This is a genomic window from Gabonibacter massiliensis, assembly GCA_001487125.1.
In the GTDB taxonomy this organism is placed as follows: Bacteria; Bacteroidota; Bacteroidia; order Bacteroidales; family Marinifilaceae; genus Gabonibacter; species Gabonibacter massiliensis.
On the sequence record LN913013.1, the window covers coordinates 679897 to 704033 of the forward strand.

General features: G+C 41.4%; 21 protein-coding genes and 1 pseudogene. 8 read left to right on the plus strand and 14 right to left on the minus strand.

All coding sequences use genetic code 11. The features are described from left to right. Positions 1-3: 3 nt before the first annotated feature. Positions 4-225 carry a hypothetical protein gene (locus BN3283_RS14750; RefSeq protein ID WP_350308229.1) on the minus strand — a complete coding sequence of 74 codons (222 nt, stop codon included), beginning with the start codon at positions 223-225 and terminating at the stop codon, positions 4-6. 41 nt (positions 226-266) lie between these two features. Next, positions 267-662: a hypothetical protein gene (locus BN3283_RS07180; RefSeq protein ID WP_059026193.1), complete on the minus strand. Its 396-nt coding sequence runs from the start codon at positions 660-662 to the stop codon at positions 267-269. 384 nt (positions 663-1046) lie between these two features. On the opposite strand from BN3283_RS07180, the gene BN3283_RS07185 reads away from it, so the two are divergent. Continuing rightward, positions 1047-2192 (plus strand): amidohydrolase, encoded by a 1146-nt coding sequence (locus tag BN3283_RS07185; protein ID WP_059026194.1) that lies wholly within the window; start codon positions 1047-1049, stop codon positions 2190-2192. A gap of 1 nt (position 2193) precedes the next feature. Here BN3283_RS07185 and BN3283_RS07190 read toward each other — a convergent pair whose 3' ends face one another. The 9 genes from BN3283_RS07190 to BN3283_RS14500 all read right to left on the minus strand — a co-directional run bounded on the left by BN3283_RS07190 (position 2194) and on the right by BN3283_RS14500 (position 11203). Continuing rightward, positions 2194-3303 (minus strand): clostripain-related cysteine peptidase, encoded by a 1110-nt coding sequence (locus BN3283_RS07190; RefSeq protein ID WP_286137578.1) that lies wholly within the window; start codon positions 3301-3303, stop codon positions 2194-2196. A 169-nt stretch (positions 3304-3472) separates the two neighbouring features. Beyond that, positions 3473-5284, minus strand: a complete 1812-nt coding sequence (locus BN3283_RS07195) for a peptidase U32 family protein (protein ID WP_059026196.1) — start codon at positions 5282-5284, stop codon at positions 3473-3475. Continuing rightward, positions 5281-5958, minus strand: coding sequence for a dethiobiotin synthase (bioD, locus tag BN3283_RS07200; RefSeq protein WP_059026197.1), 678 nt, complete (start codon positions 5956-5958; stop codon positions 5281-5283). Before bioD ends, BN3283_RS07195 begins: the two co-directional genes overlap by 4 nt. Positions 5959-5979: 21 nt before the next feature. Further along, positions 5980-6774, minus strand: a complete 795-nt coding sequence (gene bioC / locus BN3283_RS07205; RefSeq protein WP_059026198.1) for a malonyl-ACP O-methyltransferase BioC — start codon at positions 6772-6774, stop codon at positions 5980-5982. Between the two features lie 2 nt (positions 6775-6776). Then, the gene (locus BN3283_RS07210) at positions 6777-7424 is read right to left on the minus strand and encodes a DUF452 family protein (RefSeq protein WP_059026199.1); all 648 of its coding nucleotides are present in this window, start codon (positions 7422-7424) and stop codon (positions 6777-6779) included. 1 nt (position 7425) lies between these two features. Next, positions 7426-8583, minus strand: coding sequence for an aminotransferase class I/II-fold pyridoxal phosphate-dependent enzyme (locus BN3283_RS07215; RefSeq protein ID WP_059026200.1), 1158 nt, complete (start codon positions 8581-8583; stop codon positions 7426-7428). Position 8584: 1 nt separating this feature from the next. Next, complete coding sequence (bioA, locus tag BN3283_RS14665; RefSeq protein WP_200889855.1) at positions 8585-9853, minus strand: adenosylmethionine--8-amino-7-oxononanoate transaminase; 1269 nt, start codon at positions 9851-9853, stop codon at positions 8585-8587. Between the two features lie 54 nt (positions 9854-9907). Further along, the gene (gene bioB, locus BN3283_RS14670) at positions 9908-10870 is read right to left on the minus strand and encodes a biotin synthase BioB (RefSeq protein ID WP_059026201.1); all 963 of its coding nucleotides are present in this window, start codon (positions 10868-10870) and stop codon (positions 9908-9910) included. Positions 10871-10873: 3 nt separating this feature from the next. Continuing rightward, positions 10874-11203: a hypothetical protein gene (locus tag BN3283_RS14500; protein ID WP_041503588.1), complete on the minus strand. Its 330-nt coding sequence runs from the start codon at positions 11201-11203 to the stop codon at positions 10874-10876. Positions 11204-11359: 156 nt separating this feature from the next. Between BN3283_RS14500 and BN3283_RS07235 the strand changes: the two genes are divergently transcribed. Continuing rightward, positions 11360-14323, plus strand: coding sequence for a PEP/pyruvate-binding domain-containing protein (locus tag BN3283_RS07235; protein ID WP_059026202.1), 2964 nt, complete (start codon positions 11360-11362; stop codon positions 14321-14323). Positions 14324-14375: 52 nt separating this feature from the next. Here the strand turns inward: BN3283_RS07235 and BN3283_RS07240 are convergent, their stop codons facing one another. Then, positions 14376-15245 carry a YwqG family protein gene (locus tag BN3283_RS07240; RefSeq protein ID WP_059026203.1) on the minus strand — a complete coding sequence of 290 codons (870 nt, stop codon included), beginning with the start codon at positions 15243-15245 and terminating at the stop codon, positions 14376-14378. A gap of 348 nt (positions 15246-15593) precedes the next feature. Between BN3283_RS07240 and queC the strand changes: the two are divergent. The 3 genes and pseudogenes from queC to BN3283_RS07260 form a co-directional block, all read left to right on the plus strand. Then, positions 15594-16268, plus strand: a pseudogene (queC, locus tag BN3283_RS07250) (7-cyano-7-deazaguanine synthase QueC); the annotation flags it as partial. Between the two features lie 15 nt (positions 16269-16283). Further along, positions 16284-16820, plus strand: coding sequence for a 6-pyruvoyl trahydropterin synthase family protein (locus tag BN3283_RS07255; protein WP_059026206.1), 537 nt, complete (start codon positions 16284-16286; stop codon positions 16818-16820). Positions 16821-16839: 19 nt separating this feature from the next. After that, complete coding sequence (locus tag BN3283_RS07260) at positions 16840-17655, plus strand: 7-carboxy-7-deazaguanine synthase QueE (RefSeq protein ID WP_059026207.1); 816 nt, start codon at positions 16840-16842, stop codon at positions 17653-17655. Positions 17656-17678: 23 nt separating this feature from the next. On the opposite strand, the gene BN3283_RS07265 is transcribed toward BN3283_RS07260, so the two are convergent. Next, positions 17679-18197 carry a GNAT family N-acetyltransferase gene (locus BN3283_RS07265; RefSeq protein WP_059026208.1) on the minus strand — a complete coding sequence of 173 codons (519 nt, stop codon included), beginning with the start codon at positions 18195-18197 and terminating at the stop codon, positions 17679-17681. A 4-nt stretch (positions 18198-18201) separates the two neighbouring features. After that, the gene (locus tag BN3283_RS07270) at positions 18202-20103 is read right to left on the minus strand and encodes a RecQ family ATP-dependent DNA helicase (protein WP_059026209.1); all 1902 of its coding nucleotides are present in this window, start codon (positions 20101-20103) and stop codon (positions 18202-18204) included. A gap of 137 nt (positions 20104-20240) precedes the next feature. On the opposite strand from BN3283_RS07270, the gene BN3283_RS07275 reads away from it, so the two are divergent. From BN3283_RS07275 to BN3283_RS07285, 3 genes are all read left to right on the plus strand, one after another. After that, positions 20241-21083 (plus strand): peptidylprolyl isomerase, encoded by an 843-nt coding sequence (locus BN3283_RS07275; protein ID WP_041503580.1) that lies wholly within the window; start codon positions 20241-20243, stop codon positions 21081-21083. A gap of 90 nt (positions 21084-21173) precedes the next feature. Then, positions 21174-22508 carry a peptidylprolyl isomerase gene (locus BN3283_RS07280; protein ID WP_041503579.1) on the plus strand — a complete coding sequence of 445 codons (1335 nt, stop codon included), beginning with the start codon at positions 21174-21176 and terminating at the stop codon, positions 22506-22508. 48 nt (positions 22509-22556) lie between these two features. Next, positions 22557-24122, plus strand: coding sequence for an OstA-like protein (locus BN3283_RS07285; RefSeq protein ID WP_041503578.1), 1566 nt, complete (start codon positions 22557-22559; stop codon positions 24120-24122). Positions 24123-24137 lie beyond the last annotated feature (15 nt).

Sequence of the window (24137 nt, forward strand, 5' to 3'; positions counted from 1 at the left end):
TAACTAGCGCTCGAGCCAGTCCCAACGTCCAAGCCATCCCAGCCAATAGGAGGTCAAGCCTCCCAACCAATTTCCGATAGTGGCAATTATCAAACAAATCCATGTATTCCCTCCCAAGGAAAGTACCCCTACCAATAAGAGATCCGCACTCATCGGAATGATTGTCGATGCTAAAAACGAGCCGATAAATAATCCCCAATATCCCCAAGCGACCAATGATCCCATAACAATTACCTATAAAACGCAAAAATCCTACAAATTTATATTCAATTACCCGATAAAAAATCGGTTATCTTCCTTCTCTTTTTTTCTCTTCGAGAAGAATAGGTTTTCGACCTGCATTCGATAGAGTCGTATAGCTTTAATACCAATCGGAATAGACAATTTTTCCGACGAGTATCTACTGTAAAAACAGCATCTTTAAATATCAATTCGGAAAGCATCTCCGCTTTTTCCACAGGCTCATACAAGATACAGTGACTAATAATTTGCTCTCCCTCCCCTGTTATTTTTTCCCGGTCGATATGAAAATAGGTAGAATAAAATTCATTTAAAATAACAGATATATCTTCGTATTCATTCTTATTCTTTCCTCTGAATCTCTCATCAAGCGCTTTGAAAAACACCTCCATCTGCCGCAATAGATAATCTCTTTGAATCATACTCGATCTGATTTATAGTATAAATCCGGCTAAACAACTGGATTTAAAATGATACTTACGTTCTTTAGCAACTCAAAATTACAAAATATACATCCAAATCAAAGGTCGATACCCCTATTTTTCCCGATAAATCAAATAAAAGAGTCCACTCTGTTTCAGAATCTATCGGGATCTTTTAAGGACAAACACAACAAAATAAAGACCGAATAGTTATTGGGTTTATAATATTATATATTTATCTTTGCGGCAGAATTATTTCACACAATACAATATACTAAAAATCAATATATTACATTATTAAAATTATTATTTACTCCATTATAACAACTCTATTTGATCGTTCTTTTTCAAATACTGATTTTATGCTTATAAAATAATAAATATATGCAAACACACTCTTTTGATTCGATCCGTCACCAATTACATCGACAACCGGAACTCTCCGGCAAGGAAAGAGAAACAGCCCGTTTTATCGAAACCTCTCTCCGCCCGTTTCATCCGACTAAAATCATTCGCTCCATAGGAGGACACGGCTTACTGGCTGAGTATTTCTTTTCCGAAGAGGGACCAACCCTCTTGTTTCGGGCTGATATGGATGCTGTCGCTATTGATGAATCGAAAGATAATATTTCCTATCGTTCGGTACGTACCGGGATATCGCACAAATGCGGCCACGACGGTCACACGACCATTCTATTACGATTGGCCCAAATGCTTTCCGAAAAACCGATGAGACAAGGACGGGTATTGCTCTTATTCCAACCGGCAGAAGAGACTGGCAGCGGATCATCCGCCATTTTGGCTGATCTCGTACTTCCCCAATACCATATCCAATACGTTTTTGCTCTTCACAATATTCCGGGATTTTCCGCATCTGCCGTATTATGTAAACCGGGTAGTTTCACCTGTTCCGTCATCAGTGCGGCAATTACACTCTCCGGCAAAACAGCTCATGCAGCAGAACCTTTAAAAGGAATCAATCCCGTAAACGCAACCTTTAGAATAGTCGAAACGCTTACAGGATGGAATCAATACGATATAGAGAAAGAGGATTATTTCCTGGCGACCTTGGTAGAAATCCATATTGGAGAAGAAGCCTACGGGGTAGCAGCGGGAACAGGAGTTATCCGGGTAACTCTACGTGCTAAAAACGATCGGCTACTCCGTCTGCATATGCAGAAATTAGAAAAACTGATCGAAATAGAAACGGCAGCTACTCCCGGTTTAAATTCGTCTATAACATGGCTGGAATCTTTTTCTGCCAATGTGAACGATCCGCAAGCTGTCCAACACATAAAAAAGGCAGCGGAAACCAACAAGCTACCCTACCTGGAAATGAACGTTCCTTTTAGCTGGGGAGAAGATTTCGGTCTTTTTACGCAAGAGTACAAAGGAGCTATGTTCGGGTTGGGAGCCGGAGAAAATTGTCCCCCGCTTCACTCCCCCCAATACGATTTCCCGGACGAGCTCATCGAATCCGGCGCGGGTATGTTTTACTCGATCGCCCAAGGGATTCTAAACACGAAATAAATCACAATCCATATACTCCAGACCATGATAAAGTGAAGTAATAGTTATTTAAACCGGGCCAATCCGGAAAAGGAACATAGGTGCTGATACCGCTAAATCTATCTTTATCCACGGGAACATAATCCCAAAAATATCGGGTAGCCGCACAATAAAGGACTACCTTTTTCAGTTGGGCATCGAATTTAGCGAGCTCCTCCCGAGTAGCTACCTGACGGATTAAATCGGCAAAATCATAAAAGGTATAATTTATAACTGCAAGCGGCACGTAATACCGGTAAACACTACTCTTGTCTTGGGTCTGTACTTCCGGTAATTTTCCTTCCAAGATTTCCTGACAAAGGACGTATAAAGCTTCTAACTCGGAAGTCTTTATTAAAGTGATCGTAGCCGTTTCCGTCGTCGTATTATTGAAATCGTAATAAGCTTCACAAATCTTTTCCAAATCCGAATCCTCCCCCCAAAAATAAGGAACGACTTGTTCGTAAGGAAGTCCCTTTGCAGGAACTAACGTAGGAGAAGCAATGATATAATCCGCCTTATTCCTCAGTTCATAAAAAACTTCTACGGCTCCCATCAGACAAGCATCGAAAATGATATAATGAAAAAATTTATCGGGAATAACAGCTGCCAACTCCTTAATATCCATCTCGGAACCATGATCTTTTCCGAAACTCCGAGCTTGCACGGAAGGACTCTCGGGAAACCAACCTGTCCCGTGAGACCAAAGAACCAATCCGTATGATTTGGCCGGATACAATTTTTGTGTTTCGCGAATAACCCGTGCCAAAACGGCAGGTGAAGCTGAATTTTCCTCCTTATACTCCTTTATCACCCGTTGCTTTACGGAACCGTTTTTCATCACCTCCAATTCAAGTAATTTCGGGGCAACATTCGGTTGGTCCCAATAAACAATTAAATTACCGTTATCTTCTTTCATTCCTTTCATCATTCCTTCCATATTCTGGGATGAAAAATAGGAAAGATTATTATCTCCGGCAATATATACCAATACAGTCCTCTCCTTTTGAGGCTTTATCTTTTCATCATGACAAGCACCCAAACAAAAGAAAACGACAATGCTTATAATTCCTCGAACAAACAAAATCTTCATAAAATAATTTATAGAACAAATATAGCGAAAAAAACGAAAAAAATAGCCCTTGAATAAATCAAGGAGCATTTATCTGAAAAGGTTTTATGATCAAAATTAGATAAGGAATAAACAAGTTACGGATTTTATTATTTGAAAACAGCTTTTCAGGAAAGAAAGGAACAACTTTTTATTTTAAAGCTATCACCTTCATTACACAGGACTGGCAATCAAACTCCAACCGAAAACGCCCTAAATTATTAGAAAGATATAACGGAAACTTTAAGTCACTGCACTTATTCGTTTTGCGACATAAATCTAACTCGAATAGAAGACAATAACGAGTAGTCATCACCTCTTTTCCGCAATAATCTTTTCTAATTTCAAATCCCTTTTCCGGAATCTGTACTCCATGTTCCCGGTAAAATTCTCGCGAAAATTTATTAACGATATTTAGCTTCCAATCAGAATTTCCGGTATACGTCAACTCACCGTTCAAAGGTTCTTGTATCCATTTCCCCCTTAACTCTTCGCGCTTTTCCTGCAATTTATCCAATAACTGCCGACGATACGTATTCAACACGGACGCCTGTATGAATAACACATCTTTTCCATGATACTCAACCGAATCACATCTAAAATCCGTATCCCCGCATTTTTTCAATTGTTGACAAATTCTTTCAGCTTGTTGCGGCTGTTTTGCCTCATCGAAACGCTCTTCGCTTACTAAAGTAACATGAACCCGATCCTCATCCGTGGCAGACAATATCAATCTTCGATCTTCCGTACACACGTCAATCCTTACTCCTATTTTCCGAACGGCATTTCCTTTTTCCAATCGGACGACAAACCGATGATCGTAATTACGATACAACGGAGTACCGGGAGAGATATTCACCTTTTCATTGCAATTCAACCATTCACCTTCCACCGTATTGATTTTTATACCCTTCAACTCCCCGTTCTCCATATAACACAATCCGTCAGCATTATGAAGTTCTTCAAAAGCATTTACCTGCAATCGGTTTCCTCTGGTACATTTTACCTCCGCCACTTTTTTCCCCATGGATTTTGGCGTATCCATATTAACCAAACCGACGGATCTCCCGGCATAAAAATATTCCGAATACCCCCGGTTAAAACTTCTTTCCGGGTCAGCCTCAAAATCAGCCGATACACTACCGGCCCCCACGCGGGCATAACCTCTTTCCCGCTCTACGATCCTATTCAGCCGCGAAGAGTAGTAGTTTGTCACATTAGCGACATAGGGAGTATCCTTCAGGCGTCCCTCGATCTTAAACGAATCGATGCCCGCTTCTGCAAGCTCAAACAATCGATCGGAAAGATTCAGGTCTTTTAAAGACAATACATGCTTCTCTTTCAACAAAAGTTTTCCCGTCTCATCTTCCACGTTCCATTTCATACGGCAAGCCTGAGCACACTCCCCCCGATTGGCGGAACGTCCCAATAGATAATGCGACATATAACACTGTCCGCTTAAACTGACACATAAGGCGCCGTGTACGAAATATTCCAATTCTGCACTTACCTCCTGCCTGATCTTTTTTATCTCTTCCAACGACAGCTCCCTGGCCAACACAATCCGTTGAAATCCAATCTTGTCCAAGAATTTAATCCGTTCCAACTCGTAATTGTGCATTTGAGTGCTCGCGTGCAAGGCTATAGGAGGGATATCCAATTTCAGGATACCGGGATCTTGTATGATAATGGCATCTACGCCAACCCGGTATAGCGCCTTTATCAGTTTCTCCGCTTCTGACAGCTCCTCATCGTAAAGAAGAGTATTCATAGTCACGAATACCCGGCAATAAAAACGATGAGCGACAGAGACTAATCGTGTAATATCCTCAATAGAATTTCCCACCGCCTTTCGTGCCCCGAAAGCAGGCCCTCCGATATACACGGCATCGGCTCCATTTTGAATGGCGGCCAAAGCAACCTTCAAATTTTTGGCAGGGGATAAAAGTTCTAATCTTCTCATTTCGACAATAACGGCCCCACCTCTATATCAGGATATTCCTTCCCATGCACGACAGGCACCTCTATCAAACGGCAAGAAGGAAAGAAATCACGCAAATAACGCTGAAAAATCGTAATGGAATCATTTGTAATCCACTCGCTATCATTCGGAAATCGGTTATACACCAGCAGGGCAAGTTCTATTCCCCGTTGACGACATAACTCCAAACTCATCAACGTATGGTTTATACTGCCTAATTTGGAAGAGGCTACCAAAATCAAAGGGTGCTTCTTCTCTTGAATATAATCAATGGTAAAATAGTCTCTGGTGACCGGAACATACAATCCCCCGGCCCCTTCCAACAATACGATATCGTATAACTCGTCCAATTTACGGGAAGAAGCCGCTATCCGGTCCGTATCCAAAGTCACACGATCGATCTCCGCCGCCAAATGAGGGGAAGCAGGGTAAGTCATCACGTAGGGACAAGTCGTTCCGTCCCGATCTATTTCGAGCGGACCGATTTCCATAATTTCCCGATGCTTTAAAATATCTTCAGAGATCCCGGTACAACCAGTCTGTATAAACTTTTGGGTAACCACCCGAACTCCTTTTTTTTGTAATGAACGGGCTAATAACCCCGTTATAATCGATTTTCCGGTATCCGTATCGATACCGCTTACAAAATATATCATATCGTGAATCTATATTTACATTTACCAACTGGCAACGCCATAGGTATTCATAATCCTCGGTTTCTTTCTACATACCAGATACAAGGGATGATAAGTTAAGGTCACTTTCCCATCCATAGCAAAACGAGCATTATATTCGTCAATAAATTCCTGAACCTTTCCCTTGGTCCATACCCGTTTATCACCGGATACATTTACTCCCGTTTTCTTCAAATGCTGTAACAACGCCAAAGGATCGTCAAACTCCATCAACCTGAACTCTTCTCGGATTTGTTCAATCTTAAAATAAGGTTCCAAAAGTCCCATCAACTCCTCCTGTGTCCGGTATCTTAATCCTCCTCCCGTTGTCAATCGAATTTCCCGCAAGTTGTACTTTCCAAAAGTACTGAAAATCATCAAACCGTCCTCCCGCAAATGTTCGGATAATTTTCTGAAAGTCGCTTTCGGTTCGTTCAACCATTGAAAAGTAGCGGCAGAAACAATCAGGTCGAATCGCCCCGGCAATGGAATCTCCTCGATATCCCCCGGCAAACAATGAGAAGTTATGACCTGATACAAACGTGCTGTACGGGAACAAACTTCCTCGACGATATCATTGACATAGATCTCATCTTCCTTAAAACAGCGTCTTAACTCTTCCGTGAACAATCCCGTTCCACATCCCACCTCCAATATATTTTTAGGAATATAATCCAAACTGGACATAACCATTCGGTTTAATCGTACAGCCATCGCCTTTTGTACCATTGCGTTAGCGTTATAAGTAGTTATACTACGACGAAAACGCTGTTCAACCTCGTGTTTATTTACAGCCATATTTATATTATTAAATCCCAGTTTTCAAATACGTAAAAAGGATAATGTCCCCCTACTATTTTTTTTATTTCACTTCGTCCCCTCCACCAGTTCTCTTGATTTGTCACCGGAAATATAATATCATTTTCCGAAATATACACCCTATTCCAGCAAATTTCTCCTTTTAATCTATCGGATTGTTCCCGGATGGCTTTCAACTCTTCCAATTGCTCCTCCAAATTCCTATCCGGATGATGTTGTTTAAACCGGGTACGTTCCCCTGTTCCCGATAACATCCGAACAAAAAATTTATCTCTTCCACGCTCATCCATCCCCCTCTCCGTAAGCAAATACACATGAAGAGGGATACCGTACAGATTATCCACGGGACGTTCCGTTCCGTTGATTGCCGTACTTCTGTCCACGGGTAAATTCCACAAGGGAAGCAAGACGGAAGCTGCCCATACACCCATGGACCAGGCTATCACATCTATACTTTCGTAACCGTTTAAAACCGGAGCTTTTTCACCTTCTATGTTCCGGTAATCGTAAAGCATCAACACGTCCGACTCCCCGGTCATATGACTTACGGCTCTTTCGTCCAAACCCCATCCGCTAAAAAAAAGAATTACCCGCTTGTTACCGTTTTTTTCTAACCAAACTCTCCGCATCCTAACAACTCACTTCAATAAATTCGAATAAGCACTCGTAATCCTCTTCCGGAATGGCTGCATTCAGAGAAAACCGTATTCGGGCCTCGTTTTTAGGTACGGTAGGGTATCTCACCGGTAATACAAAAAAACCATTATCCCGGAATTGCTCAGACATATAAACACTGTTTTCGTTACTTCCACATAAAAAAGGTACGATATGAGAATTTCCCCTGGTTTCAAATCCCCTGTCTATCAACGTATTTCTCAATCGTTCTGAAATCGTCATCAACTTCAAACGCTTGGAATAAAAATCAGGCATACGATTTAAAATAAAACGAGTCCAAGCCACGTTAATCGGCGGTAATGCCGTCGTAAAAATCAAACTTCTCTGCGTATTAACCAAAAATTCTCGAAAAAGATCGTCACAGACTACAAAAGCCCCGTATGAAGCAAAGGCCTTACCGAATGTTCCGACAATAAAGTCAATATCTCCCATACATCCCTGTTCCTCACAGCATCCTAAACCGTTCGTTCCCCGGACTCCAACGGCATGAGCTTCGTCCACGTACAAAAAAGTATCGTACTCTTTTTTCAAATCACATAATTCCTGCAAATCACACACGTCCCCGTCCATACTGAAAATGGACTCAGTCACAACAAATACATTCTCGTATTTTTCCCTATGATTAAACAGGATCTCGCGCAAATGTCCATAATCCAAATGCCGGTAACGCAACATCTCCGCTTCACTCAACCGCAATCCGTCAATAATACTCGCGTGTACAAGTTTATCGGCAACAATCAAATCCTTTTTACCCGCTAACGCAGGCAATATCCCGATATTAGCATGATACCCGGAATTGAATACCAATGCTGACTCCTTACCGTACAATTCCCGCAAATCATTCTCCAATACCCCGTAATATTCATGATTACCCGACAACAAACGGGAAGATACGGCGCTGTACGATAGCAATTTCACATCCGTCTCCTGACGAAATTCTTCATACAGATGCGGATCGGAAGAGAGTCCCAAGTAATCATTGGAGGAGAGATTCAACATTTCGCGTCCGTCATGGTGGATCAAAAAACCATTATGCTGAATCTCCTTCAACTCCCGATAATTTCCAAACTCCTTTATCTTATTTAATTTATTGATGTAACGCTCTCTGTTCATATCATTTCAGGTTAGAAAGAACCCGCAACAAAGCCTGTGTCAAACGAGAAAGTTCTTCCGGACGTATAATGTAAGGCGGCATGATATATACCAATTTACCGAAAGGACGTACCCATACGCCCTCACGTACAAATGCAGATTGGATATAGGCCATATCCACGGGTTCTCTTAACTCGATAACTCCTATGGCACCCAACACTCTTACATCGGCAACGTTACTGTAATGTGCGGCCGGGGCCAACTCGGTCCGCATCTGCCTTTCGATTAGACCGATCATCGTGTCGATATCATAGCTCATGATCAGATCCAAAGAAGCATTGGCAGCAGCACAAGCCAAAGGATTGCCCATAAAAGTAGGACCATGCATAAACACACCCGGATTTTTCGAGCATATACCCGTGGCTACCTTTTCTGTTGTCATCGTGGCTGCAAAACTCATGTATCCTCCGGTGATTGCTTTCCCTACGCACATAATGTCCGGAACGATACCCGCGTGATCACATCCCCACATTTTTCCGGTCCTCCCGAAACCGGTTGCAATTTCATCACAAATCAGAAGTACATCATATTGTTTACACAACTCTTTGACTTTCCAAAGGTATTCGGCGGAATAAAACCACATGCCTCCGGCACCCTGTACAATCGGTTCCAGAATAACAGCCGCGATACGATTGTGATTATTTCGCAAACACTGTTTGAACTCTTCTATATCCGCATCACGACAAGGTTGTCCGTATCGTACCCGGGGAGAAGTAACAAAATAGTGAATGGGCAAAGTTCCCCGGAATATACTATGCATTCCCGTAACAGGATCACAAACGGACATCGCATTCCAGGTATCACCATGATATCCCTTGGTAATGGTCAAAAAATGTCGTTTTTCCTCCCGTCCCTGCGCGTACCAGTACTGAAGGGCCATCTTCATCGCCACTTCTACGGCCACGGAACCGGAGTCACTGAAAAAGACCTTCTCTATCCCGTAAGGGGTCAGTTTCACTAATTTGGCAGCCAACTCTACAGCCGGACGGTGCGTTAATCCACCAAACATCACGTGCGACATATTTTTCAATTGCTTTTCAATAGCAGCATTAATTTTCGGATGATTGTACCCGTGTACTTCACACCACCAGGAAGACATGCCGTCAATTAACCGGGTTCCGTCTTCCAATTCTATGTATACGCCCTCAGCTCGTTTCACCGGATACACCGGAAGCGGATTTACCGTAGAGGTGTAAGGATGCCACAAATGTTCCCGATCAAAGCGAAGCATCGCTTCCGTCGTCATTGTCTCAATAAAATTTTCCATAACCTTCATTTTTCGATTTTACTTTCTTGTGATAAACCCCATTTTCTCTACTTTTTCCATATCTTCCATAACCTTTGATCCCACCGTAGTCAATAGGTCCCCGACAATCGCCGAATTAATTCCGGCTTCTATCGCTTCTTTTTCTATATGTGCTATTAAATTTCTACCTCCGGCAAATCTTAAAAAGGCATCCGGATGAATAAAGCGAAACACGGCTATCGTCGTTAACACTTCCTCATCCGCCAAAGGTGCTGCATTTTCCAAAGGAGTTCCCGGAATAGGATTCAACACGTTGATAGGAATTGACTTAATCCCCAAATCTCGAATCATCAGAGCCAGATCGATGCGATCTTCCATCGTCTCTCCCATTCCTATAATTCCTCCGGAACAAACTTCCATTCCTACCTCTTGAGCCGCACGAATCGTCTCTATTTTTTCATCCGTCGTATGAGAAGAACACAAGGAGTGAAAATAACGACGAGAAGACTCCAAATTACAATGGTAACGTGTTATACCAGCCTCTTTTAATCTAAGTAATTGTGTCTTGTTTAATAAACCCATGGAGGCACATAAATTGATATCCATCCCTCGCTTTATCTTTCGGGCATAATCACACAACCGATCTATATTTTTATCGGAAAGAGCTCTTCCGCTCGTTACAAAAGAAAATTTATTCACCCGATAAGTAGCATTCAAACGAGCCAATTCAATACAACTCTTTTCATCGATTAAATCATACTCATCTACTTTTGTCCGAAAAACTGCCGATTGGGCACACCATTTACAATTTTCAGAACAACGTCCGGAACGCGCGTTGATAATCGAACAAGTATCGAAATAATTTCCGACGAAATGATCCCGTATCTCTCCCGCAGCCTCATATAAAGCCCTTTTATCCTTTATCAGGGATAACTCCAGAGCCTCCTCCTTAGTAATCGACTGTCCTTTAAAGACTTTCTCTTTCAATGTATCTATTAACATAATCTATATACAAAAAAGGTATACCCATTGTTCACAACAAGTATACCCATCTATATTAAATTTTTCATTCCCATGCTTTACAGGAAACTCCGCACCAACACATGATGATACCACCTCGCATACCTGTTTTAGTCCGCCATCCGACTCCTCTCTCTTATCCTTTACCATGATTTTCTTTGAGACTCCGGAAAAATCAACGATTATCCCCTTTAAAGAAGATTTTCCCAATGCTACCTTACAAATATCTATCGATAACGTCGCTATCCTTACCTCTTTTCTCAAAGAGGCAAAAATAGCATATCCCTTACGATTCCATTTGGAAAAGTATACCATGCATCTAAAGCAAAAATATCTTCTGTTCATAAACTCCCAACACAGCGGATATAATAAACGGCTGCAATTTACTAAAATTTTTTTATATTTAGCGATTCAACAAAAAAAACAGAAAAGTCGACTTAATCGTAAAAGCGAATAAAAATAAAACTTGTTATGGAAAAAATAGATTTGAATCGCATATATAAACGCAAAAAAAACGATAGAGATATTTTTCAAGAACTTATGCCCTTTAAAGTAAAGGAGATTCTATTAGTGGCAAACTATTACGATGCCTACACGATCGAACGGGAAGGGCAATTTTCAGACAAAATATTCGGAGAATACCTGCAATTGAATTTATTTACGGCTCCCCGTTTCACCTCTGTAGCGAGCGAGTCGGAAGCTTTGAAAAAACTAAGGGAACGACATTACGATCTCATTATCATCATGGCCGGCTTAGATAAACAGACCCCTTTGATAATCAGCCGTAATATAAAAAAAGTACATCCCCATATCAAACAGTTAATGTTAGTTAACAACAACGGAGACCTTGCTTACTTTCATCGCATCGAAAAAGAGGTACACGAATCCATCGAACGGTTATTTGTTTGGAACGGTTCGACGAAAGTCTTCTTGGCTATGGCCAAATATCTTGAAGACCGAATGAATTTGGAAGCTGATACACGTTTAGGGGATGTCAGAGTCATATTGGTGGTGGAGGATTCCGTCAAATATTACTCCCGTTATTTACCCTTACTCTATACCGAAATCATGACCCAGACACAAAAAATCATCGCGGACGAACCATCGGACGACGAACTGGGACTCATATTGAAAATCCGGGTACGTCCCAAAGTGATTTTAGTCAGTACCTATGAAGATGCGATAGAGATTATTGATAAATACAAAAATAATATCATCGGTGTCATATCAGATGTTCGTTACGCTAAAAACGGCATCGAGGATGAAGATGCAGGTGTTGAGTTGATTAAATACGTTCAGCGATTAGGATACAAGATTCCCTGCCTTCTTCAAAGCCATGAAGAGGAAAATGCCAAACGGGCAGAAAAAATCCACGCGGAATTCATCAATAAAAACTCGCTCACGCTGGCACAAGAAATAAAAACTTTTATCAAAACCCGTCTCGGGTTCGGAAATTTTATTTTTCGAGACAAATCAGGTCACCCGATAGATAAAGCGACTTCAATCAAAGAGTTTCGAAGGAAATTGACCACCATACCGGATGAATCTTTGGAATACCACTCTATTCGCAACGGTATATCCACCTGGTTAATGGCAAGGGGAGAAATCAATCTCGCTCAAAAATTACGACGGTATAGTTTTGAATACTTTAAAAATACCGATGAAATTCGCCAGTTCATTGCCAACGTTTTCGAATCTTCCAAACTAAAAAAAATAAGAGGACGTATTATTCCGTTCCGGCCGGAATTGGTCGACTCCAACCGTTATATCACTCGCCTGGGACTCGGCTCTCTCGGAGGCAAAGGACGCGGATTAGCATTTATATCCAACTTTATTGAGAATGTTTACCTTAAAAAATTAATACCCAATTTAAAAATCGCTATTCCCAAAACCGCCATCATCGGGGTGGAAGAATTCGATAATTTTCTGGAATTAAACGATTTATATAAAGAAACTTATATCAACAACGAATACGACCACCTAAAAAAGGCCTTTCAACAGGCCACCCTCTCTTTACCATTGAAAGAAAAGCTACGCCAGTATCTTCAAGTCATGACCAAGCCGTTAGCAGTCCGGTCTTCCGGTCTGTTTGAAGACTCCTTAAGCCAACCTTTCGCCGGTGTGTACGCGACTTATTTGATTCCTAACAATAATCCGGACTTTGAACGCAGGTTGAAAGAACTGGAAGATGCCATCAAATTAGTTTACGCCTCTGTCTTTTCCGATGAATCGAGGGCTTATTTCAAAGCTATTGACAGCATGATAGAGGAAGAAAAAATGGGTGTAATCATACAGGAAGTAATCGGGAACGAACACAACGGACGATATTATCCCGATATCAGCGGGGTCGCCCAATCTTATAACTTCTACCCCTTTTCCTATATCAGGCCGGAAGACGGTTTTGCCGTTACTGCCATAGGACTCGGAGCTTACGTGGTAGGAGGTGAAAAGACTCATCGTTTCTCTCCGGCATTTCCAAAATTGCAATTAGCTTCCATACAGGACAAAATCCGTAGCTCCCAAAATTATTTTTACGCTATTGATATGAAATACCGGGGATACGATTTAATCCGAGACGGAGAAAATGCAGCAATTAAAGCCTACGATTTAAAAGAGGCCGAACGAGACGGCACATTGGAATACAGTGCTTCGGTTTATGATTTCATGAACGATCGTATCGTCTATGATCTGAATGAAAAAGGTCCCCGAATTATTGATTTTGCCAAAATCTTACAATACGATTATATTCCGTTAGCCTCCACTCTACAAATCTTGCTGGATATCTTCTCGCAAGCCATGGGGTCACCCGTTGAAATTGAATTTTCCCTTAATATAGAAGAAAGTATACCGGTATTCTATTTATTACAAATCAAACCGTTAATTAAAAACGAATACTCCATAGATATCGATACACTTCACATCGATCAAAAAAAGATTCTTCTTAAAGCCAATAAAGGTATGGGAAACGGAAAATTGCAATATATCCGGGACGTCGTCTATATCGATCCTCGGAAATTCGACAGACTCAAAACCCGGGAAATGGCTGAAGAGGTAAAACAACTCAATGCCGAAATTGCCCGGGAAGAAGAAAAATTCATACTGATCGGCCCGGGACGCTGGGGTACACGGGACCCGCTTACGGGAATTCCCGTCCAATGGTCCGATATCGCCAATGCAAAAATAATAGTGGAACAAGGACTTCCTGATTTTCCGTTGGATGCCTCTTTAGGTTCTCACTTTTTTCATAATGTTACCTCCATGAATATCGGTTATTTTGCCATCCCCTTCGAATCCCCCGATTCATTTATTAGGTTCGACGTACTCGAACAACAGGATGTCATTCACGAATTAACCTATGCCCGACGAGTCCGTTTCAAAAAGCCGTTGACCGTCTGGATGGACGGCAAAAAACAAACTTCCGTCATTACTTATTGAAAAACACCCAAGAATGATACTATTCTTGGGTGTTTTTTCATGTGAAACGTCTTTAATAACAATCCCAATTATATAAGACGTTAGAAAAATCACGTCTGGCCAAATCTTCAGGCTTTATAAAAAAATGACAAACACCCGAATCCCCCCAAAGAATCGAATAATCATTCGTCTCCTCCGAATCCAATTGAAACAATAGCACGGTATGCCCCCGCAAATTCTCATGGTATTCCCGAGGATCTATTTGCGTAAACATCGGGTAACCGCCGATATGATGCCCACCTCCCTCCAACTGATCGTATACTCCATCCGTAATCTCTTCGGATATCCGTTCTAAAGAAGAGACTTGATTCGAGGGATAGACTTCATTATAGGCATCCAAGACTAATTTATCAAAACGAAAATCCCCCCCGCCCATAGGCATCTCGCCTAATTCGAAATTCAACTTCAATTCATCGGATACGGGAAATATTTCTTTGTCCCTTCTCTCCTCATCGAAAGGAAGTGCAGAAATCAACTCCGCCTCTTTATCGACTTTCTCATGATAAATGACCCGAAATCCCTTTTGAAGGGTCAATTCTTCGAAATTCAACCCGTACATTCCTCCGTCACTAATATAAAATTGTAACATTCCCGTCGCAGGAAATCCTTCTAAGGAAGGTATCTCTTCAAAATTGATCTGAGCTAAAAGACGTAAAGGCCTCTCCTGCCCCTCCTCCAACACTTCCGTGGGATATGGAAAATCCACGGGCAAATAAGGAACTCCACCGATTTTACTATTATATAAAGAACACTTTTCCTTAGCCGGACGGAGCCTTATACTGGGAGTCGTTGTCTTTTCCCGAATAACACGAACTATTTTATCGGCGGGAGTTTCTATTTTAGCACATCCGCCATTACCGAATAATTTACTGAATATACCCATGAGTCTATCAATTCTTAGTAAAACACATATACATCGTACAAATATAACCGTTTGAATTCACTTTTTCCACTTATTACACAAAACTCCGTGTAAATTCAAAAGAATAATGAATAACCTTTAAGACAGCCGTTTCTTTAAACAATACATATCGATACATTGTTTGCCGTCCTCCCATATCGGCTCCGGATAGTTGGCAATAAAAAAATGCTCGAGCGTGTGATCGGTTTTAAAACCGTTTCTCTCGTAATAACCTACTCCCGACCCACATTTCACGTGACAAGCAACGAATAACCTTGTTCGACAAAATATTTTCACTACTTTTGTAAAGCAAAACAACAAGTAGAAGATCTTATGAAGAAAGCGATTGTTTTATTATCAGGAGGATTGGATTCGACAACGGCTGCTTATCTGGCAAGACACCGGGGATTCGACGAATTATACGCTATGACTTTTCTGTACGGTCAAAAACACGACAAGGAATTACTTTCTGCCAAAGCCGTCGCAAAAGCCATCGGAGTAAAGGAACATAAAATCGTCGAGTTGATGTTGAACCAGTGGGACGGTTGTTCCCTTACCGATGAAAAGATCGACATTGCTGACGGAAATATCGAACGGGACGATATTCCGGCTACTTATGTTCCGGCCCGAAATATGGTATTTTTATCCGTTGCCGCCTCTTACGCGGATGCCCTGGAGATCACTGATATCTTTATCGGAGTCAGCGAAGTGGATTATTCCGGTTACGTGGATTGCCGAGAAGAATTTATCAAAGCCATGGAAAATGCCATAAACTTGGGAACGGTTTTGGGTGCCGAAAAGAAACGCCGTATAACCCTACATGCCCCTTTTATGCATATGACCAAGGCTGAAGAGGTTCGTTTAGGAACGACTCTGGGAGTAGATTTCGGTCTCACGTGGAGTTGTTACCGGGGAGGCGACAAACCTTGCGGTACATGCGACAGCTGTCTATTACGGGCAAAAGCGTTTGCCGAAGCCGGAATTGAGGATCCCGCGATAGAGTAACTCAAAAAACACCATATGTTAATTCGTAAATTGTTTAAATTCGAAGGAGCCCATATCGTACGGAACTGTTCGTCGCAACGATGCAGAGAGAACATCCACGGCCACTCCTATATCGTTGAAGTGTTTATCGCCTCCGACAAGCTGGACAAAGGCTACATGGTCATGGATTTTGTACTATTAGATAAGGTAAAGGAACTAATCGACAGCTTCGATCACTCTTATTCGCTTTGGAAGCAAGAGGAAGAAGATTTAAAGCAATTCGTATACCGTTATAACCGACGAGTGGCAGAGATTCCCGTATCCCCCTCCGCCGAAGGCTACGCTTTATTGTTTCTATTCCTGATCGACAAAATACTGCAACACACGGAACACAAAAACGGAGAAGGAAACGTACGGTTAAATTCCGTACGGGTACATGAAACGGCAACCGGTTACGCTGAAGCCTTCCGGGAAGATCTCTCGTTAGTCGATTTTACCCTAAAAGATATTTGTTTCTCCGAAGCCATTCAGGAAGAATGGAAGGACGATCTGTGGTGGAAAGCATTGAACTAAAACGACTCATTCAACCATTATGCTTATTCAACTGGCAAAAGACGGTATCTTCCCTATCACCCGGGATAAAGCGGGTAATCCATTGGAAAAACTTCCGGCTTCCGGCTTCACTTTTCCGGGAACCATTCAAGGTGAAGGAAAGTTGAATGGCATACCTTCATTATTTATCCGGTTAGCGGGATGCAACCTACATTGTTGCTGGCAAACTCCGGAAGGGGTTGTTGAATGCGACACGGCTTATGCCGCTTTTAAGATCGAGGAGAGCTTCCGGCTTCCGGTTACGGATATCACTCGGATCGTTAAACACAACCGGGAAAACATCCGTCACATCATCATTACGGGGGGAGAGCCCCTTTTGCAAGCAGAAGGAGTGCTTATGCTTTGTCGGGAACTGAAAAAAGAGTACCCGTTTCATATCACCGTAGAGACAAACGGAACCCTTTTCAATGAAGCTTGCGCCGCCGAAATCGATTTTTTCAGCATCTCCCCTAAATTAGCCAGTTCTACTCCCCCGTCGCCACATGACCGTCGGCACAGTACCACCCGGATAAATTTAGGAAACATCCAATCGTTCATCACTCATGCTCGGCAATACGGAAAAGATTTTCAACTCAAATTTGTTTATTCCGCGGAACACGATGCGGAAGAAATAAAAAAGATCTTGACTCAACTCACGGATTGGCGAAACGAAGATATTCTATTGATGCCCATGGGAGCAACTCCAGAAGAGTTACAACGTACTATTCCCAAGACTTTGGAGCATTGCATTCGTAACGGCTGGCGCTATTGCGACCGTCTTCACCTCTCTCTTTTCGGCAATAAACAAGGAGTATAATCCACTATAACAGGACTTCTTCTTTAGTTAGTAGCACGGTATATAAGATGAGTTATTTCCCTACCGTTTACTATTTTATCATACTTACCGACCATTTTCATACCGATCCTTTCCGCCACGGCACGGGACGATAGGTTTTCAGGACGAATATCGGCAATCACTATCGACGCACCCAAAACACGGAAAGCATATTCCATACAAGCTCCTGCTCCTTCCGTCGCGTATCCCTTCCCCCAATGTTTTTTACACAATATATAACCTATACCGATATATTTTTTCCCTTCTATCTCTTCCGGCAACAAACCGATTTGGCCTATCACCTCGTGCAGCTGCTTGTCCCACGCCAAAAAATAAGCGTATCCGTATCTTTCATAATTCTCGTTCATCCGTCCGATCCAAGAGTATACCTGTTCGTCTGTAAAAGTATATCCCCACGCGTACATAACCTCCCGGTCCTGTAACATCGTCGATAAAATTGAAAAATCCTCCATGGACATTTTTCGAAGAATCAATCGTTTCGTCTCTAAAAAAACACCCTCCATTGCTTTACCTTTTTAATCCCAGCCGGGTACGCGTAACATAATGAATAAGATCCTCATCCAATAAAAAACGGATTCGGGCGATCACCGCATCCCGATCGCCGGGTACGGAACAAACCAATTCTTTTATATCCATATCTCCTTTAGCAAGTTCTGCAAGGATTTCCTGATCGATCCTCTCCTTTCCCAATTTTACGGATGCTTTTCTTCTATCTATGCATACGTCGCATATCCCGCACCCTTTATACTCCTTTTGTCCGAAATAAGCCATCAAATACAATTGCCGACAAGTCTCTCCCAATTCGATATACCCTACCATGGCTCCCACTTTTTTCTGGTAGGCCTGTTTCCTCCATTCATACGCTTCGCGGCCGATCGACAAATAAGACAAGGGTAAACGAGGCTGATGATACAAGATATAGGGTCTGCTGTTTCCCGGAACATAACGAAGAATCTTTTGTTTGGCCAAAACGACAAAAGCGTGATAGAGTCTATACCTGTCCACATTCAGTTCCCCCGCGATATACTCTTCATCCACGTACACGTCCTGCACGAATATACCGGCATAACTCCGCATCAACACAACCATCAGACGCTCCGACAACTCATCTCCCAAATCCACGTCGTATAACTGATCGCGTAACAACAGAAACCTAACTCTGGAACGAGAGTTGATATCTGTCGTACATTCCATATACCCCGCCACACTCAATATACCGATAGCCGAAAGTACTTTCACCTGATCCAACTCGAAACAGGAAGCGAAAGAGTCCGGATCGAATTCGAATACTCGTCCAGCCCCCTCTCCTTCTCCCAATTGGAAATGATTCCCCAAAGCTTCATAGACCCGCTTCACGTAATCTTTTTCCGGAAACTCTTTCTCTACGCGATTTTTTAAAGCCGTTAAAGAAGCAGTATTGTATAATAAAACGGCATATGCCCGCTGTCCGTCTCTTCCGGCACGTCCGGCCTCCTGAAAATAAGCTTCCGGAGTATCCGGAATATCATAATGCACAACCACTCTGACATCCGCCTTATCGATACCCATACCAAAAGCATTTGTCGCAACGATGACAGGAACTTCTCCCGTTTTCCATGCCTCCTGTCTTTTTTCTCGTTGCACAGCCGACATCCCGGCATGATAATGATCCGCGCGTATACCCGCTTTCCGCAAAAAGTCAGCCAACTCCTCCGCTTTCTTACGTTTACGTACATAAACAATAGCCGGAGCATTCACCCGGGAAAGAATCATCCGTAACTCTCCGGCTTTATCTTCCACTTTCCGGACGACATAAGATAAGTTATCCCGACGGAAACTTTTTGACAACACGTGAGCCGCCTTAAATTTTAATTGTTCCTGTATATCCTTAACGACTTCAGGAGTAGCCGTCGCCGTTAGCGCCAATACCGCGACACCAGGAAAAAAATCACGAATCTCGGCTATACGCAAATAAGAAGGCCGGAAATCGTATCCCCATTGAGAGATACAGTGAGCCTCGTCCACGGCTATCAAAGACAAAGGCATCTCTTTCAGCTTCAACCGAAATTGCCCGGAAGTCAAACGTTCCGGAGAGACATACAGGAATTTGACCCCTTTATAAATGCATTTGTTGATCACGGATACGATTTCATCCGCATCCATTCCCGTATGTATGGCCTCAGCGGCAATATCCCTACGCCTCAAATCTTCTACCTGATCTTTCATTAAAGCGATTAACGGCGTCACGACCAAGCAAATGCCGTCAAGAACCATTCCCGCCACCTGATAGGTCAAAGACTTCCCTCCTCCGGTAGGCATTAAAGCAAGTGTATCTTTACCCTCTAAAACAGACAGAATAATCTCTCTCTGGAGAGAACGGAATTCATCGTATCCCCAATACTTTTTCAATATATCCTCGATCTTTACCATCTTTTAGCTGATTTCCCTACAAACGTACAAAATAAGTCGTTTCTAAAAAATTACTACTCCTATTTTCAACTTTCATCCGCGAAAAGATCTATTTAAAACGGTTTTTTACTATTTTCGCCCAACTATTTAACAACAACATGAAATCGATAATTATACTTGTCTTGTTCACTCTACTCCTCAGCGGATGCGGTAATAAAATCGATCCGAACGATGTACCGGTAGCCAAAGTATTGGATAAATACCTGCTTCTATCCGAAGTAAATGAAATAATCCCTCCGGGTACCTCCAAAACAGACAGTACTTTGATAGCACAAAAATACGTGAGAAAATGGATCACAAAAGAGCTATTATTAAATAAGGCCCTGCAAAATCTTTCCGATAAAGAAAAAGACATCCGCAAACAGGTAGAAGAATACTCTTCCTCTATCCTAATTTATAAATACAAGGAAAAACTGATATCCCAAAAATTAGAGGCTCAAATCCGTCAAGCAGAAATAGACGAATATTATGAAAAAAACAAATATAACTTCGTATTGAGAACTCCCGTCGTCAGAGCTCAATTGATTATCATCCCGAAATCGGCATCTAACATCAATAATGTTCGAAAATGGATCCGCTCCAATGAAGCAAACGATCAGGCGGCTTTAGAAGAGTATTGTATCACCAATGCTAAAAAGTACGATAATTTCAATGATAAATGGATAGAATTAAGATATTTATTAAATATTCTACCCATCACTCAAGAAGATTGGGAAAAGAAATACAAGAATAAAGAATACCTTGAGATAGAAGATGATGAAAATTACTTTTTCTTGAGAATCAAGGAGATCTTAAATGAACACGATACAGCCCCGGCAGATTACGTGAAACAGGAAATTGAAATTATTTTACGGAACAAGAAAAAAATGAACTTCGAAGATAATTTGGAAAAACAGATCAACGAAGAGGGAATAGAAAAAAATTACGTCAAAATATATTGAAATCGTAGAAAATCGAGAGATTATTCCGTGTTTTTGAAGAAAAAGTATTAGTTTAGAGCGTTTTTATTGAAATAACTTTACAAATAAATTATGAGATATTTAGTACTACTTACGTTATCATTCTTAATAAGCTATGCCTCAGCACAAAATAATGTTATAGACAAAATTGTGGCTGTCGTGGGAGAAGAGATCATATTAAAATCGGAAATCGAAAATCAGCTGATACACCTAAGAAGTGAAAATATACTCGATCCCCAAATCGATTATAAAACTCAGGTATTGGAACAACTCCTGGTAAACAAATTGTTGTTGGCACAAGCGAAAGTAGACAGTGTCGTTGTGACGGACGAAGATGTGGAAAGAGAGTTAAATGCCAGAATAGATAGTTATATTAATCAAATCGGTTCTCAGGCAAGAATGGAGAGTTATTTCGGTAAATCGATAGAAGAACTTAAAAACGAAATGCGAACCGTTGTAAAAGAGGGAGCAATTACCTCGGAAATGCAACAAAAAATCGTAAAAGACGTGAGAGTCACTCCTTCAGAAGTTCGTTACTACTATAAAAAATTAAATAAAGACAGTATAAGAGACGTAGGAGCCCAATACGAAATTCAACAAATCGTGATTCGTCCAAAAATCAGCGATTCGGAAAAAGAGAGGATCAGAAACCAATTGAGAGAATTCAGGGATGAAGTTTTAAGCGGCAAACAATCTTTTACTGTTTTGGCCGGACTCTATTCTCAAGATCCCGTGTCTGCTTCCAAGGGAGGAGAGTTAGGATATATCGCTAAAAGCCAATTAGCCCCCGAATTCGCGGAAGCGGCTTTTGCCTTAAAACCGGGAAAACTTTCTAAAATCGTAGAAACAGAATATGGATTCCATCTCATTCAGGGAATCGACAGACAGGGAGATAAAGTAAACGTACGTCACATTTTGTTACGTCCGCGTATAGAAGACAGCCAACGGCAAGAAGCCATACAGAGAATGGATTCCATCGTGAAATATATCCAAAGAGACAGCGTGCCTTTCGAGTACGTGGCTGAAATGCGTTCCGATGATAAAAACACGAGAAATAATTACGGGTTAATCGTAGATGAAGACGCCAACCCCAAACTCCCTTTGGAGATAATTAAAGGGGAAATGGCCAAACAGGTAAAAAACCTTCAAGTAGGAGAAATTTCAGAGCCTTTCTGGGATCAATCCGGTCCTATCGAAGAGTATAAAATTATAAAAATCAAGGCTTACTACCCTACCCACAAAGCCAATCTCCAAGACGACTGGAGTTTCTTCGAGAATAATTTATTAATAGAGAAACGACAAAAGGCTTTTCAGAAATGGATAAAAGAAAAGCAAGAAAGTACTTATATACATATTGACGACGAATACAAGAACGCCAAGTTTAATTTTGACGGCTGGATCAAATAAATTCCTAAAAGAGTAGGCCACGTTTTAATCAATATAATCGCAAACAAAATGCTACGTATCTGGGGAATTATATGGTGTATCTGTCTTGGAGGATTGATTGGGAATATTTCCGCACAAAACAAAAAACCGGCAAAGATCGACATAAAGCATGCTGATAATCTTAAGATCGACAACCTGAAAAAAATAAATAAATTTATCGGCAATGTTCATATGACTCATGAAAATATGCTTATGTGGTGCGACAGCCTTTACCAATATCCGGACAGTAACTATATTGAAGCTTTCGGACATGTTAGAGCCAGACAGAACGATAGCATACACTTGGCAGGTGATTACATGCATTACGACGGCAACACGAAAATGGTGAAAATCAGAAACAATGTTTCTTTAAGAGATCCTAAGATCACCTTAACAACCAACTTTCTAGATTACGACGGTTTGTTTGAAATAGGTTATTATTTTAATGGCGGACAAATAAAAGACAGCGTAACGGTTCTAACCAGCAAATTAGGAAACTACTTTACCAAGACCAAATTAGCGTACTTTAAAGATAGTGTACGAGTAGATGCTCCCGACTATATTATTCACTCGGATACCCTAAAATACCAAACAGAGACGAAAGTGGTCTCCATATTAGGTCCTACGAATATTTACGGAAAAGGCGAAGAGGGTACCACTTTATATTCAGAGGATGGATGGTACAACACGTTGACAGGACATGCCGAACTTTACAAAAATAATCATATCACCTACCTAACTTATGGAGGAACAGCCAAGACCATGGTCATCGACAGTATTACGCAAGAAGCTCTTTTAATAGACGATGTAGTACTTACCGATACGGTCAATGATGTCATTGTAAAAGGAAATTATGGAATGGTTAACCAAAAAAGTAACAACGCTTTCGTTACCGATCGCGCTTTATTGATTCTCGCGGGAAAACAAGACTCTTTATTTTTACACGGCGATACCCTTTTTTTAAACAAGGATACATTAGGCAATAATATTTTAAAAGCTTACTACAAGGTCCGGTTTTATAGTAAAGACCTACAAGGAGTAGGCGATTCCGTGGTCTACTTAACGGTCGATTCCATGATCTCCATTTATAAGCGTCCGGTAATATGGGCCTCTGGTAATCAAATGACGGGAGAAATTATATCTATTCTTACCGGAAAAGGAACCGTAAAAGAGTTTTACCTGAAAAATCAGGCTATGATGATAGCCCGAAGGGAGGAAACCGAAATGTTCGATCAGCTCAAGGGTAGGAACATGACCGGTTATTTTAAAGATAACGAACTTTATAGAGTGTTCGTGGATGGAAACGGAGAGAGTATTTACTATCCGGACGACAAAGGAGCCATTATAGGAATGAACCGGGCCACGAGTTCAAACATACGTATCGAAATAAAAAACCGAAAGGTAACGGATATTATCTTTATAAACAAGCCGGAAGGAGAACTGAATCCCTTGTTCCTTGTTGATCCCGAGGAAGCTCGGCTAAAAGGCTTTCAATGGTTAAAGTACCTTCAGCCTAAAGATAAACACGATATATTTAACAATCCGTTACCGGAAACAAAAGAACCTGTCAAGCAAGAAGAAAAGGAAGATTATTAATCACATAAAACAAAT

Excerpts from the sequence above, each read along its gene's own strand:
- BN3283_RS07275 (WP_041503580.1), top strand. The coding sequence starts at position 20,241 with ATGAAATCGATAATTATACTTGTCTTGTTCACTCTACTCCTCAGCGGA.
- BN3283_RS14750 (WP_350308229.1), bottom strand. The coding sequence starts at position 225 with ATGGGATCATTGGTCGCTTGGGGATATTGGGGATTATTTATCGGCTCG.
- BN3283_RS07240 (WP_059026203.1), bottom strand. The coding sequence starts at position 15,245 with ATGGGTATATTCAGTAAATTATTCGGTAATGGCGGATGTGCTAAAATA.
- BN3283_RS07270 (WP_059026209.1), bottom strand. The coding sequence starts at position 20,103 with ATGGTAAAGATCGAGGATATATTGAAAAAGTATTGGGGATACGATGAA.
- BN3283_RS07195 (WP_059026196.1), bottom strand. The coding sequence starts at position 5,284 with ATGAGAAGATTAGAACTTTTATCCCCTGCCAAAAATTTGAAGGTTGCT.
- BN3283_RS07265 (WP_059026208.1), bottom strand. The coding sequence starts at position 18,197 with ATGGAGGGTGTTTTTTTAGAGACGAAACGATTGATTCTTCGAAAAATG.
- BN3283_RS07190 (WP_286137578.1), bottom strand. The coding sequence starts at position 3,303 with ATGAAGATTTTGTTTGTTCGAGGAATTATAAGCATTGTCGTTTTCTTT.
- BN3283_RS07215 (WP_059026200.1), bottom strand. The coding sequence starts at position 8,583 with ATGAACAGAGAGCGTTACATCAATAAATTAAATAAGATAAAGGAGTTT.
- bioC (WP_059026198.1), bottom strand. The coding sequence starts at position 6,774 with ATGGCTGTAAATAAACACGAGGTTGAACAGCGTTTTCGTCGTAGTATA.
- BN3283_RS07285 (WP_041503578.1), top strand. The coding sequence starts at position 22,557 with ATGCTACGTATCTGGGGAATTATATGGTGTATCTGTCTTGGAGGATTG.
- bioB (WP_059026201.1), bottom strand. The coding sequence starts at position 10,870 with ATGTTAATAGATACATTGAAAGAGAAAGTCTTTAAAGGACAGTCGATT.
- BN3283_RS07280 (WP_041503579.1), top strand. The coding sequence starts at position 21,174 with ATGAGATATTTAGTACTACTTACGTTATCATTCTTAATAAGCTATGCC.
- BN3283_RS07210 (WP_059026199.1), bottom strand. The coding sequence starts at position 7,424 with ATGCGGAGAGTTTGGTTAGAAAAAAACGGTAACAAGCGGGTAATTCTT.
- bioA (WP_200889855.1), bottom strand. The coding sequence starts at position 9,853 with ATGCTTCGCTTTGATCGGGAACATTTGTGGCATCCTTACACCTCTACG.
- BN3283_RS07185 (WP_059026194.1), top strand. The coding sequence starts at position 1,047 with ATGCAAACACACTCTTTTGATTCGATCCGTCACCAATTACATCGACAA.
- BN3283_RS07260 (WP_059026207.1), top strand. The coding sequence starts at position 16,840 with ATGCTTATTCAACTGGCAAAAGACGGTATCTTCCCTATCACCCGGGAT.
- bioD (WP_059026197.1), bottom strand. The coding sequence starts at position 5,958 with ATGATATATTTTGTAAGCGGTATCGATACGGATACCGGAAAATCGATT.
- BN3283_RS07235 (WP_059026202.1), top strand. The coding sequence starts at position 11,360 with ATGGAAAAAATAGATTTGAATCGCATATATAAACGCAAAAAAAACGAT.
- BN3283_RS07255 (WP_059026206.1), top strand. The coding sequence starts at position 16,284 with ATGTTAATTCGTAAATTGTTTAAATTCGAAGGAGCCCATATCGTACGG.
- BN3283_RS07180 (WP_059026193.1), bottom strand. The coding sequence starts at position 662 with ATGATTCAAAGAGATTATCTATTGCGGCAGATGGAGGTGTTTTTCAAA.
- BN3283_RS14500 (WP_041503588.1), bottom strand. The coding sequence starts at position 11,203 with ATGGTATACTTTTCCAAATGGAATCGTAAGGGATATGCTATTTTTGCC.